General features: G+C 41.2%; 11 protein-coding genes. All 11 read left to right on the top strand.

Going from position 1 to position 13184, the window contains the following annotated elements:
• Nucleotides 1-35 precede the first annotated feature (35 nt).
• The 11 genes from IHV80_RS21810 to tssE all read left to right on the top strand — a co-directional run bounded on the left by IHV80_RS21810 (nt 36) and on the right by tssE (nt 13180).
• Nucleotides 36-554: an Hcp family type VI secretion system effector gene (locus tag IHV80_RS21810; RefSeq protein ID WP_012600867.1), complete on the top strand. Its 519-nt coding sequence runs from the start codon at nt 36-38 to the stop codon at nt 552-554.
• Between the two features lie 74 nt (nt 555-628).
• Nucleotides 629-2707: a type VI secretion system Vgr family protein gene (gene tssI, locus IHV80_RS21805; protein ID WP_192890944.1), complete on the top strand. Its 2079-nt coding sequence runs from the start codon at nt 629-631 to the stop codon at nt 2705-2707.
• Complete coding sequence (locus tag IHV80_RS21800) at nt 2707-3192, top strand: hypothetical protein (protein WP_192890943.1); 486 nt, start codon at nt 2707-2709, stop codon at nt 3190-3192. Before tssI ends, IHV80_RS21800 begins: the two co-directional genes overlap by 1 nt.
• A gap of 25 nt (nt 3193-3217) precedes the next feature.
• Nucleotides 3218-4537: a hypothetical protein gene (locus IHV80_RS21795; RefSeq protein ID WP_192892195.1), complete on the top strand. Its 1320-nt coding sequence runs from the start codon at nt 3218-3220 to the stop codon at nt 4535-4537.
• Nucleotides 4518-5510 carry a DUF2169 family type VI secretion system accessory protein gene (locus IHV80_RS21790; RefSeq protein ID WP_192890942.1) on the top strand — a complete coding sequence of 331 codons (993 nt, stop codon included), beginning with the start codon at nt 4518-4520 and terminating at the stop codon, nt 5508-5510. The genes IHV80_RS21795 and IHV80_RS21790 overlap by 20 nt, the downstream gene beginning before the upstream one ends.
• Complete coding sequence (locus tag IHV80_RS21785) at nt 5503-6456, top strand: hypothetical protein (RefSeq protein ID WP_192890941.1); 954 nt, start codon at nt 5503-5505, stop codon at nt 6454-6456. The genes IHV80_RS21790 and IHV80_RS21785 overlap by 8 nt, the downstream gene beginning before the upstream one ends.
• A gap of 693 nt (nt 6457-7149) precedes the next feature.
• The gene (locus IHV80_RS21780; protein ID WP_192890940.1) at nt 7150-9141 is read left to right on the top strand and encodes a serine/threonine protein kinase; all 1992 of its coding nucleotides are present in this window, start codon (nt 7150-7152) and stop codon (nt 9139-9141) included.
• A gap of 1 nt (nt 9142) precedes the next feature.
• The gene (gene tssA, locus IHV80_RS21775) at nt 9143-10702 is read left to right on the top strand and encodes a type VI secretion system protein TssA (protein ID WP_192890939.1); all 1560 of its coding nucleotides are present in this window, start codon (nt 9143-9145) and stop codon (nt 10700-10702) included.
• Nucleotides 10703-10719: 17 nt separating this feature from the next.
• Nucleotides 10720-11226: a type VI secretion system contractile sheath small subunit gene (gene tssB, locus IHV80_RS21770; protein WP_017064520.1), complete on the top strand. Its 507-nt coding sequence runs from the start codon at nt 10720-10722 to the stop codon at nt 11224-11226.
• Nucleotides 11227-11234: 8 nt separating this feature from the next.
• Nucleotides 11235-12710 carry a type VI secretion system contractile sheath large subunit gene (gene tssC / locus IHV80_RS21765; RefSeq protein ID WP_017062582.1) on the top strand — a complete coding sequence of 492 codons (1476 nt, stop codon included), beginning with the start codon at nt 11235-11237 and terminating at the stop codon, nt 12708-12710.
• A gap of 59 nt (nt 12711-12769) precedes the next feature.
• Nucleotides 12770-13180, top strand: a complete 411-nt coding sequence (tssE, locus tag IHV80_RS21760; RefSeq protein WP_017062581.1) for a type VI secretion system baseplate subunit TssE — start codon at nt 12770-12772, stop codon at nt 13178-13180.
• Nucleotides 13181-13184: the final 4 nt, after the last annotated feature.

Genomic DNA, 13184 nt, shown 5'->3' with positions numbered 1-13184 from the left:
ATTAATGAATTATAAATTTTAAAAAGGAAATATCGATGCCAACTCCAGCATATATGTCTATCAATGGTGAAACTCAAGGTCACATTACTAAAGATACTTACTCTGCAGATTCTGTAGGTAACACTTGGCAAGAAGCTCACGTTGATGAGTTCCTAGTTCAAGAACTTGATCACGTACTAACAGTTCCACGTGACCCACAAAGTGGCCAACCAACAGGTCAACGTGTTCACCGCCCTGTAGTAGTAACTAAAGTACAAGACCGTTGTTCACCTCTGTTATTCAACGCATTAGTGTCTGGCGAAAAGCTTCCTGAGTGTGTAATCCGTTTTTACCGTACTTCGGTACAAGGTAAGCAAGAGCACTACTACTCAATCAAGTTAATTGATGCACTACTAGTAGATATTCAAACTCGTATGAATCACTGTCAAGACGCTGCAACTTCAGATCGTGTAACTGAAGAAGTACTTAAGCTGACTTATCGTGCAATCGAAGTAACTCACGAAAACTGTGGTACTGCTGGTAACGATGACTGGCGTGCTCCACGCGAAGCTTAATCGCTTTTCGTGAACAACAAAGGGTCAACAACTACTGTTGGCCCTATTTCTATTATTAGTATCAGGTAAAAGATATGGTGAATGACGTAGAATTTAAGTTTGAACTGCAAGGCTCTGAACATGATTTTCGTGTGGAGAGCTTTCAGGTAATCGAAGAGCTTTCAAAGCCTTTTCAAATCAGCCTATCATTACTTTCACTTGATCCTGATATCTCATTTGATGCACTCATCCGTAAACCAGGCAGCTTGACTCTATATGGTCAAGGTGTCAGTTCAGCGAGATGCTTTCACGGTGTGGTTAATGAGGTCCGTTACCTTGGGTCGGGTCGGAGATTCTCTCGTTACCAATTGACTCTTGTTCCACAAGCTTGGTTTTTAAGCCAAAGACAAGACTGCCGTATTTTTCAACAAAAATCAGCGTCGGCGATCATTTCTGAAGTCTTAGATGATGCGTCAGTTACTGATTATCGATTAGAGCTGTCAGGTGTATATCCTTCAAAAGAATACGTGCTCCAATATCGAGAGACAGACCTTGAGTTTGTTCAACGAATTCTGGCAGAACACGGAATGTGGTACTACTTCGAGCATACAGAAGCTAACCACACGATGGTTATTGTCGACAGTAATGACGCAATAGCTGAGTTATTGAGCTCACCACTGAACGGGTCTTATTTGGGGCCAATTGTTTACCATGCTGATGGTGGTGGTGTTGCAGACCGCGAGCATATCTCAGACCTTGAACTCGTTAATCGAGTGAAAACTGGCCACGTTACTTACACCGACTATAACTATGAATTTCCGAAGATCCCTCAAGAAATGAGTAGCTCCGGTGAACTCGATTTAGACTTGAAATTATTCGATTTCCCAGGACGTTACGTTGATCCAATGATGGGTCAAGTAAGATCAAATGAATGGATGTCTGAACATGTTGTTGATAATCAGCAAGTAGAGGCGACCAGTAATGTCATGAGACTGGCGTCTGGATACAGTTTTAGTATCAGTGAGCATCCACGTTCAGCCATCAACCGCGATTACCTCATGTTATCGGTAATGCATAGTGGCCATGACCCTCAGGTTCATGAAGATGAAACTAATGGTCTGCCAACTACATATCACAATCAGTTTGCGTGCATTCCTAGGAATGTTGAGTTTAGAGCTCCAAAACTTGAAGCTCCTTTGGTTGAAGGTACACAAACGGCAGTTGTCGTGGGGCCTGCAGGCGAAGAAATCTATACCGATAAGCTTGGGCGAATCAAAGTTCAGTTCCATTGGGACCGTTATGGCGAGAGCGATGAGCATTCGAGTTGTTGGATTCGAGTTAGCCAATCAATGGCAGCACCGACTTGGGGTGCGGTATACCTACCTCGCATCGGTCATGAGGTGGTTGTTACCTTCCTAGAGGGAGACCCGGACAGGCCTTTAGTTACTGGTGCAGTTTATAACGGGCTTCATTATCCCCCTTATTCGTTACCGGAGAATAAAACGCGTACGACTTTCAGAACTCAAACGCATAAAGGGACCGGCTATAATGAGTTGAGCTTTGAAGATGAAGCTAACCAAGAAGAAGTCTATATTCATGCGCAAAAAGATATGTCGACCAAGGTTTTAAATAACCGCTATCGCGACATAGGCCAAGATGAGTTCTTAAAGGTTGCACGCCATCAGACGAATGATGTTCACGGTGATCACAAAGAGACCATTGACGGACACAAGACTACCCTGGTTAACAGCACGTTTACTGAAACTGTCGAGCAAGATGTATCCGTTACTTACAACGCTAATGAAACTCAATATGTTAAGAACAACTCTGATCTAGAAATTGGAGACAATCAAGTTACCAAGATTGGTAAGAATGATGACTTGGATGTGGGTGAAAATAGCAATTTAACGGTAGGTGCATCAAAAAGTTCTGATATAGGGGCCGATGATAACCAGACGGTTGGTGGCAACTTAACGGTCTCTGTTAAAGGAAATACTTCATACAAAGCCGATGGTGCGACCCAGATCATAAGCGGTGACAAGATAGTACTGAAAACAGGTGGTTCGTCATTAGTGATGAATAGCGACGGTTCTATCAAGTTGTCAGGTTCCTCAATAACCATTGAAGGAAGCGATAAAGTTGTAATCAAAGGTGGAAATGTAGCGATCAATTAATGATGGAAAAACAAACCCCAATAATACAAACCATCACCGAACAGCAAGCCGAACCAACGGCTTGCTTTTCGCGTTTTGGAACAATTGTATCGATTAACGAAACTAAGAGTGGTGTTCGTGTCGATTTCGAAGGAAACCCTTTAAAGCAACCAATAAATGCGAGGTTGGGGCGAGGGTTCAAATTAGCCGAGTTACAACTTGCTATTGATAACAAACTGTCATGTCGTATCGAGTTTTTGAATAACGATTTTAACCTCCCTTTAGTAACAGATATTTTTTTCTCCATTCTTGATGATTCGGATGAATTTGTACTGAGGGCAAAGAAAATGGTTATCGAAACGGAGCAAGAATTAGTTGTGAGAAGTGGCGAAACAGAAACTCGCTACAGCGGCCGTGATGGTCGAATTACCACCAAAGCCAAATATGTGACCTCTCAAGCTGAGAAGGCACAAAAAATTCAAGGCGGCACCATTGCGATCAATTGATCGTGTTACTAGATTGGATTCACGGATGCGTCAAAAAATAGGTATAGATCAACTAAACCAGCCGATTACTAATGAAGATGTGGAACTGGCCATTGCTAATGCGAAAAGCACGCTCATTTTATTGGATAAGCTTCCTATCAAGTGGTTGGACATTTGTAATGAAAAGTTGTCACTGGCTTCAGAGACATTCGGTTTTTTATTAAAACAACGCTTACAAGTCCACAAAAGGGGATACCCAAGCGCCAAACTGGATTACTTAGCCTTGGCTGAGCGTCAGATTAAACAATTAGAAAATGTTTATTTGTCTTTCTATCGTTTGGCTCCAGGATTAATACATCAATTAAAGCAGAGCGAACCAGCCATTTATGCTTGGCTGATGTTGAACTCAGACCTTGGACAAGATCAGCAAAACCTCCTTTGTGGTTTATCTATATTGGATGATTTGGATTACCAAACCGCTAAATTATTAGTGGTTCAGTCGTCGTTGCCAGACATCGACTCGGTGATCATCGAGATGGTTGAAGGTGGTCGTAAGCTTTCCTTACTTTTCCTTGAATGCTTACAGTTACGTCAGAGTATCACGGTTGGCTTATTAAAACGTTGGCTTAAAGCCAAGCAGTTTTCTGATTACAAAACACATTTGTTTTTATCGTTGCAAAACGATGCAGAAAGCGTGGTCTGGTTAGCTGAAAACGCAAGTGGAAATCAGAACATGTTTGAACGTTTGCTTGCGAAAGAGGACAGAGGTACTTGGTTCCGTCAGGAGTTCGGCACCGAAATCGACAGTGTGTTTGACCCTGAAGTCGTCACTTTTGCCAAGCTTTTAGAGCTCAAAGAGTTTGCTAACTTTAATCCGAGTAGTGCCTTGGCTCCGTTTGATTTTGTATTGCATGGTCTGAATGAACATGTTCCGAAAATAGTTGAATTAGTATCAAGCCTTGAGGAGTTCGAAGGTGAGGATTGGATCCAAGCGCTTTATATTGTCTATGGAAAACGTTTACCAGTGACACCGAAAAATTTGGGTATCGACTTTGAATGGCACGAGATACTCGAAAAGTTACAAGAATGGGTTGAGAGTGGCGCCTACATACAAGCGTCACCAGGGCGAATGGGACAGCCTTTGACTCTTGAAACTAGTATACAAGCTATGTTCGATACTCAAGTCAATGCCACCTTTAGGATTTGGATTTGGCGTCAGGTTTGTCTCCACACCCGCTCATACATCCCTTGGGATATGACTATGCCAGCCCATCAACAAGAGTGGAATATCACGCGACTAACTCAGAATTCAGCAGCCTCAGAAAGGTTTAACTTAAGGAATAATAATGCAGTTGTGGGATATTGAGAATCATCCAGAGCTTTCAATAAAAGGGCGTTTTCAACGAGATCAAAACGGGAATGAGGTTTGGGTCGTTGTTGGAAAACGCTCGTGGCGACTTGTAGGTTCTGTTTGGGAGGAGCTGGAAGAGTCGGAGATCTATGATGACCCTGTTTATTTGGGTGAAGCCGGGCTTTCTGCGATGAAAGTTGACCAAGAGTTCTCTGTTGTCAAAACCAACACTGATGTACTGATTTTCGGTAAGGCCAGAAGCTACGCGAAAAAGGCAGTTACGTACCATGAGTGTCGGCTTTTGATTGATGGCCATATTGACAAAACCATATCGGTACTTGGTGATAGGCAATGGATTGAGCACGGAGGTAGCATAACGCTAAGTAAACCACTCCCTTTTGTGGAAAAAGAGATCGACTTCTCCTGTGCTATTGGAGGCGATTTAAGAAACCGGCTCGGTGGAGGTATCGCTGATACTAAAGGGGAGCTATTGAAACAGAAGGTTCCTTCAGTTTTTTATCCTACGGAAGATTGGAGTGCAACGGCCAAGAATACACGGGTTGCCGGATTTGGCCCGTTAGCTCCATTTTTTTTGGCTCGTCAGCAATATGCTGGTACTTTTGATGACGATTGGCTAGAAAATAGGAAACCTCTTTATCCCGTAGACTTTGACCAACGTTTTTATCAGAGCGCGCCACAAGACCAACAATGTAAAGGGTTCATATCTGGCGGTGAACGATTGATGATGAGTGGGTTTTGTCATAATGATGCGCTCTCTTTCCGTTTCCCCCAAGAGATGTATGTAGCAGAAGCTCAATTTAAAAATGCCAACTATCAAGTAGATATGCCTATTTCTACGGTTTTCATTGATACCGAGGCTCGCATACTTTCAATCAGTTACAGTGCCGCATTTCCATGTCAAGGCGAGGAGCATCTTTTAGTGTTATCGAAGGTTCATAAAAAACAGGAGTTGTCCGATAATGAATAACAACTCAGCACGCTTTGTTATTGGTATGGAAGCCATGACACCAACGGGCATGAACCTAGATATTGCCACAACAGTCGCCAGAGCGGACTTGGGAAGGTTCGATCAGAAAATGGCCGACGATGGGTTAGAAAGGTTTACTTACGCCCATATCGAGTACACTTCGAATACATCATTGTTTGATAAATGCTCAGAGCTAATCGAGAGCTTAATCGGGTCTCTTTTGAAACAGTTACCTAAAGCATTAAAGCCTATTCCGCTGCTAGTCAATATACCGAAGACTCTTTCTGTTGTTGCGATGAGTGAGTGGTTAAGTGAATGTAAGCATTGCGACTCAATCTCACATTATGAAGTTGTTCAACAAAGTGGGCCGTTACACTTAAGCACATCATTGGCTAAGCTGACCCAATTTGACGCAATCATGAGTATTTCGGTTGACTCTCTTGTCGATGACCTTAATGACTTAATCGATGCCGGGCAAGTAATGAGCTCTTCTAATCCTTGGGGGATAATACCTAGTGAGGGCGGGGCGGGCTTACTGTTGTGTCGGAATAACTTGGTGCAAACGTTGAAGCTTAAACCAAAAGCAAAGTTAGGTTATTTCGAAGTAGAGCCAGCAAATACAACGCGAAGGTCAGTAATGAAGCTTGTCAGGAATGCGAGTCGCCATATCAAGAGTTTTGGGCCTGTATTTTCTGATATGACTAATCTGAGATCTCATACTGAAGATTATGGTTTTGCTCTAGGTGCCCGCGCCGAATGTTTTGATAATCCTCAACAGCCTACTTTAATTAATGATTTATGGGGCACATTGGGTAGTTGTTCTACATTGGCATTAATGGCCTGCACAATTCAAGAGGTGGCGCACAATAGGCCTGTAACCTTGTTAATGTTTGATGTTCAAGGAGAAAGGGCACTGCTCCAACTCACCTGTATGAAATATAACTGATCATATAAACGTGAGATAAAGTGCGAATATTACTTATATAGTAAGATTTGCGTAAAAATCAATCGAAATGTGATTAAGTGTTTTGAGCTAGTCTTGGTGTGTATTTAGTCCATTGGGTAGCTTAAATTGCTGCAAGACCTTACCTCGAACGCTTCAAACATCATGATAGAGTGGTGTATATCTTTCTACCATTATAGCTAAAAACAGCGTTATACGTTTCTGTCAACGAAGTCCTACTCAGGTGGGACTCTCGATGGTTTTGTTACAAGTGAACAGCAATTTATAATGCCTTGCCATTTTTATCTTATATCGACCTGTTCCTGATGTCTTTTGGGTTAAATCACTTTCCAAACACTTATTTTAACTCAATGCAAAAATAATATTATTTTTGAAAGATATTTTGAATTATTGCACTTTATAAGTGAACAAACTGTTTTTATTTGAAATAAACTAAATATGTGACTCAGTTAACAGTGTTTGTTTAGTCCGTTATTTTAGCGGGTAAGTATTATATTTAGGAGTGAAAAACAGTCGAAAGTTGCTAGTTAAAGCGTTTGTCGTAGCGTTCTGTTGTTTAGTCATAATAACTGAATTAATAGTATTACCGATGGTTTTAAATACTGCTATTGAAAAGGGTATTAGACAATATTTATTATCCAGCATTAATTTATTTTGTTTGATAAAGAGTTTAGCGTGTCAGAAAAGCCAGGGACAGCCAAAGGTTATCTAGATAAGTTGGTTGTGAAAGCGATCGAAAAGAAAAATCAGCAAGCTCAGGACATGGCCAATAAAAACAAGCCTAAGTTAGAGTATGTGATTTTTTCCCAATTCGACGTGTTAGATACATTACCTTCAAAAAATGGCAAAACGACTGTTTATCACTTGGCCAAGAAAGGAAACCCTGAAAAACAGGTTTGCTGTAAGGTTCTAAATGAAGGTTCATCTGAATTTGCGAATGAATTAATCATTAATGAAGCCAGTCGTCTTGAGATGTCTCAACATCCGAGTGTTGCGGATTTCATTAAAATAGGTAAAGAGTTCGATAGACCATACTTTATGTATCATTGGATTCAGGGCGAATCTTTGGCTGAAAAAATGGCTCGTCATACTCCTAAAGGTTTTAGGCATGATCATATTGCGTGGTTGATATATCAATTATCTGGTGCGCTTGAGTTTATGCATACGAGAGGTGTCTGCCATTTAGATATCAAACCTTCAAACATTATTGTCACAGAGTCCGATTACGTAAAGTTGATCGACTTTGGTGCTGCTCGTTATGTTGGTGAATCTAATACTTATGCAGAAGCAAGCATGAGTTATGCGTCTCCTGCGTTTATAAAGTCTGGCGTGGCTCAACCTCAAGATGACGTCTATTCATTGGCATTATTAACTGGGCATCTATTTCTTGGTGCTGCATTTGGCGATGCTTGGACAACTCAATTACAAGCAAAAAAACGACCAGGTTTAATCCCGAACCATGTATGGAAGTTAATTAAAGAGGTTGTTAACAACCCTCGACAGCACAGGTATACAGCGACTTCGTTTGCGCAACAATTAGCCAAGATCGATGCCCAAAAATTTGGTGCTGATGTAAGTGCTCCCATATTTAGTAGTTTACGTAATGCTGATCTCGTTCTAACCAAACATCGAACTATTGACAGAATTCAAAGCGGTCGACTTCGATACTTAGAAGCGAGTTTGGTTTTGTGTGTCGTGATTATCACTGGCACATATTTATACAACCAAGGTCAGCCTGAATGGAAATCGATTGTTAAATCTACCAACAGCTCAAGTAGCCTTGTGAGCACTATTAAACCTGCACAAACCGCGTCTTTTTTAGCACAGTCTCCATGGGATATTGAATTCGCGTTGCAAGATATGGAAAAAGATGTCGTCTCGACAGCTCCTTACCGAGAAGCTTATGAAGTTCAACAGAGCAAATTAGCTAAGTTGTATAAAAAATATGAATCGGACTTGAATGAATATGAAGGGTCTGTCGATCAACTTCCTAAAACTCTGATGTCTATCCGACACGAACTCGTTGCGTTGCGAGAAAAACTGAACAGTGACGGTTCGCTATTTCCATATGCAGATAAAGCGTTGACGGACACGATGGCAAGTTTGAATAAGGCGGCCATCAATTCGCAAAATATAGCCACTTTTGGTGGAAATAAAGAACAGCGTTTAGTCGAACTCATCTTAGATGGAAAATCAGATGTTGCAGGCAGTGATATTGAAACCGCTTGGAAAGTAAACCAATCAAGAGCCTATTTTTATAGTCATGTATTACCACGAAAAGTACTCAGTGGCATAGATGACTCAATAGAGAAAAATGCAAAACAGCACTACTACACTAAAGCGATTCTTGAGGCAGAAGCTGCGCAGTCATTTTTCGGTAATACGCCAAAACTGAAAGCTAAAGTCAGAGCTCTCAAAGTAGCGAGAAGCGAATTTATTTTGTTCAGTACCGTAACTGAACAATCAGTATTTGGTCGACAGAAACTGCACGATTCATTAGTCGATCTAGAGACTAATGCTCCTAAGAAATTCAGCGAAATAACGGAAATTCTTAATAGTATGGCAAGCGATTCTATAGACAAAAGTCATCAATTATCTAAACCTGCGCGAGGCGCTATAGCAATCGAGCGAGCAATTAGAAATTACAATTCTGAAAGCAGAGGTTAACTTGAGTCTGATCGATACTGAAACGCTATTAGCACCAATATCTGAGCAATCACCAACTGGTGAAGATGCGAGATATGAGTTCTGCTACGAAATGATGGAAACCGAAGTGAAAAAATTTGGTTCATTATTTGGTGAGACTGTCGACTGGCATATAGTAAAAGTCCATTCGATTGAAGTGCTAAGTCAACATAGTAAAGATCTCAAAGCGCTTTGTTATCTGATCCGTTCTTTGGTGGAGGATAAGGGCGTGATGGGGCTTGAGGAAGGATTATCGTTGCTCAATGACTCAATCAGTCGCTTTGGTCACGAGTTATACCCTAAACGGAAGAGAGGTAGAGACGGCGCTGTTGAATGGCTCAATCATCAATTCAAACTCGTCGCGACTAAATTGTCTACAGAATCTCTTGACTGGGAAGTTCTATCTCGATGCATCACATTAACTGAAGGTATCCAGCGTCAGTTTGACGAGATATTTCAAGACTCTGATGTGGACTTTTTCGAATTAAAAAGTCATTTGAATCAGCTAATACAGAACACATCTCTAAATGAAGAAACCTTGGTTGAAGACAGTGTGGCTGACTCAGATCCGCTCATTGATGTTGTTGCACTGTCCGAGAAAGCGATCGTTCCAAAAAGTCACGTAACTGACGTTCCTAAGACTCAAACCACGTCTAATCAGAAACGAAGTAGCACAGTTGATGTTGATACAGACTTTTCATCTCCGACTGCATCAAAGCGTACGCTAAAAAAAGTGTCTGAAATAATGGTGCATTCAAATCCGACAGAACCTTTAGGATATCGGATTTACCGTCATCTAACATGGGCTGACGTTGATGGTTTACCAGATAACCAAGACAATGTGACGCCTCTTAGCTTAGCTGTCTCAGCAGATCAGCAGGCAGAATATCGAGATAAAGCAAACCAAGAAAGCGATATCGATACGATCAAGCGTCTAGAGCGAACACTTACTGATGCGCCATTTTGGCTTACTGGGCATTATTTCGTTTATTCAATGTTAGACAACCTTGGATATGACGAAGCCGCGTTGGCCGTCAAGCAAGAAACAAAGAGATTTGTGGATTCTTTCGAGGGAATTGAAAACCTCTCTTTCAAAAATTCTATTCCATTTGCGGATGAAGCAACAATTACTTGGTTGTCTACAGGTAATGCTTGTCCTTCGGGTAAATCATCAATAATTCAAACTATTGTTGTAGCTGAAGATGATCTACCTGAGATGGAGGATATTGCCCTAGGAGACTTGGGTAAATATGTGGCTGAACTGTCAAACAAACTCGAGCTGGATAACTCCGGCCGTGGACAATTCATGTTGCACTTAAAGTTAGTGAAAGCCTACCAAAGTGTTGGTTTATACCCTTTGTGCTTGCCTTACTTGGAACAAAGTTGGGCGGTGGCTAAGGAACTAAATCTATCAATTTGGGAACCTCATTTGTCCTTTTCTTTAGAAAATCTAATTCAAAAAACTCTAAAGGAACTATATCGAACTAAGGATTTTTTACCTGTGAGATATAGCGAATGGGAAACAATTTATGACCAGCAATAAACTAGAAAGGACTAATTATGTCACGTGATGGCTCGGTGGCTCCGAAAGAGCGAATTAATATACGTTATGTTCCAGCAACAGGCGATGCGTCTGATGATGTTGAACTGCCCCTAAGTATGATGGTTGTCGGTGACTTCACTGCTCGTGCAGATGAAACACCGATCGAAGAGCGTAATCCGATTAATATCGATAAAGATAACTTTAACGAAGTATTAGAAGGCTACGCTCCGAATATTAAAGCAAATGTCGAAAACCGTCTTTCTGATGAAGAAGGCGCGCAAATTGGCGTTGATATTACATTCAAAAATATGAAGGACTTTACTCCAGAGTCAATTGCGAAGAGCGTTCCTGAACTGAATGGCTTATTAGAACTTCGTGAAGCCTTGGTTGCATTGAAAGGCCCTTTAGGGAATGTACCTGCTTTCCGTAAGAAGATTGCAGCCGTTCTTCAAGATGAAGAAGCAAGAAAGAAACTTTTGGATGAACTAAGCATTGGTGCAGACCAAGGCGAAAAAGCAGAGTAAGGAAGATCATGTCGGCAGAAGCACAAGCACCAGAACAAGAAGCAGCTCTAGTTGAGTCAGGCTCTCTTCTGGATAGCATTCTAAATGAGACTCGCCTTAAACCCAGTGATGAAGGTTTTGACGTTGCAAAGCGTGGCGTTGAAGCATTCATTGGTGAGTTATTAAGCAGCTCAACAGTAGAAAAAGTAGACCAGTCTTTAGTTGATTTGATGATCTCTGAGATTGATCAAAAGTTGTCTAAACAGGTTGATGCAATTCTTCACAATGAAGAAGTTCAAGCGATTGAATCAACATGGCGTGGTCTAAAATATCTTGTTGATCACACGGATTTCCGTGAAAACATTCAAATCGAACTTATTTCGGCTAAGAAAGACGAAGTCCTAGACGATTTTGAAGATGCTCCTGAAGTAGTAAAATCAGGTTTATATAAGCAGATTTATACTCGTGAATACGGTCAATTTGGTGGTAAGCCGGTAGGTGCCGTTATTTGTGATTACCAACTGTCTGCGTCTTCACCTGATATTAAATTAATGGAGTATATGGGTAATGTAGGTGCTATGTCTCATGCTCCATTTATCACTTCTGCTTCTTCTCAATTCTTTGGTTTAGATTCTTATGAAGAATTACCAAATTTAAAAGATTTAAAGTCGGTATTTGAAGGTCCTCAGTACACTAAATGGCGCGGATTCCGCGAGCACGAAGACGCACGTTATGTGGGCCTGTGTACATCACGCTTTATGCTACGTACGCCATACTCAGTTGAAGACAACCCAATTAAGGCCTTTGACTACGATGAAATGGTTACGGACAGCCACGACAATTATCTTTGGGGCAACTCAGCTTATGCTATGGCTTCAAAGATCAGTGAGTCGTTTGCAAAATATCGTTGGTGTCCAAACATTATTGGCCCTCAAAGTGGTGGTGCGGTAACTGATTTACCGGTTTACAACTTTGAAGCGATGGGTCAGATCGAAACTAAGATCCCAACTGAAATTCTGGTTTCTGACCGTCGTGAGTATGAACTTGCAGAAGAAGGTTTTATGGCATTAACAATGCGTAAAGGCTCTGATAACGCAGCGTTCTTCTCAGCAAACTCAGTTCAAAAGCCAAAAGTGTTTGCGAATACACCTGAAGGTAAGCAGGCGGAGATGAACTATAAGTTAGGTACTCAGTTGCCTTACATGTTCATTATTAACCGTTTAGCTCATTATATTAAGGTACTTCAACGTGAACAAATTGGTTCTTGGAAAGAGCGTACCGATTTAGAAGTTGAGCTTAATAAATGGATCCGTCAATACGTCTCTGATCAAGAGAACCCGCCAGCAGAAGTTCGTGGTCGTCGACCATTACGCGCGGCTAAAGTCGAAGTATCTGACGTTGAGGGTGACCCAGGTTGGTATAAAGTATCAATGTCTGTTCGCCCACACTTCAAGTACATGGGCGCGAGCTTTGACTTATCTTTGGTTGGAAAACTAGACCAATAATAAGTTTGGAAATAAATAAGCGGCCAGGTTTACTGGCTGCTTTTTTCTTAGAGTGTAATATGGAAAAAGGTTACCGATTATTAGAACGAATCGAATTAGGTGAACCGAAAAACTGCTATGAAAAAGTAGTTTCACATAAGCATTTAATTGAATCCATTCATCTGCATCTTGCTGATTTACTAAATACTCATGCAGGTAATGCAATGATCGATGGTGAATATGGCTTACCTGATTTCAATGATGTTCTATCGAACAACACCAACTTAGTTCGTCACATTCAAAAGAACATCACTTCTACAATAGAAAGCTTCGAACCTCGGCTACGAAGCGTTGAAGTGCATTACCGAGAAAATCACAACAACCCTCTTCAATTAGGCTTTGGCATATGCGGAGAAGTCTTACATAACGGTGGAAAAGTTCCGATGTCTATCGATGTCTATATGGGAACTGACGGCCAATTTAACGTTTAGTAGG

This window comes from Vibrio bathopelagicus (assembly GCF_014879975.1).
In the GTDB taxonomy this organism is placed as follows: domain Bacteria; phylum Pseudomonadota; class Gammaproteobacteria; order Enterobacterales; family Vibrionaceae; genus Vibrio; species Vibrio bathopelagicus.
Note: the sequence above shows the minus strand (reverse complement) of the source record. Positions and strands in the feature narration are given on the sequence as shown.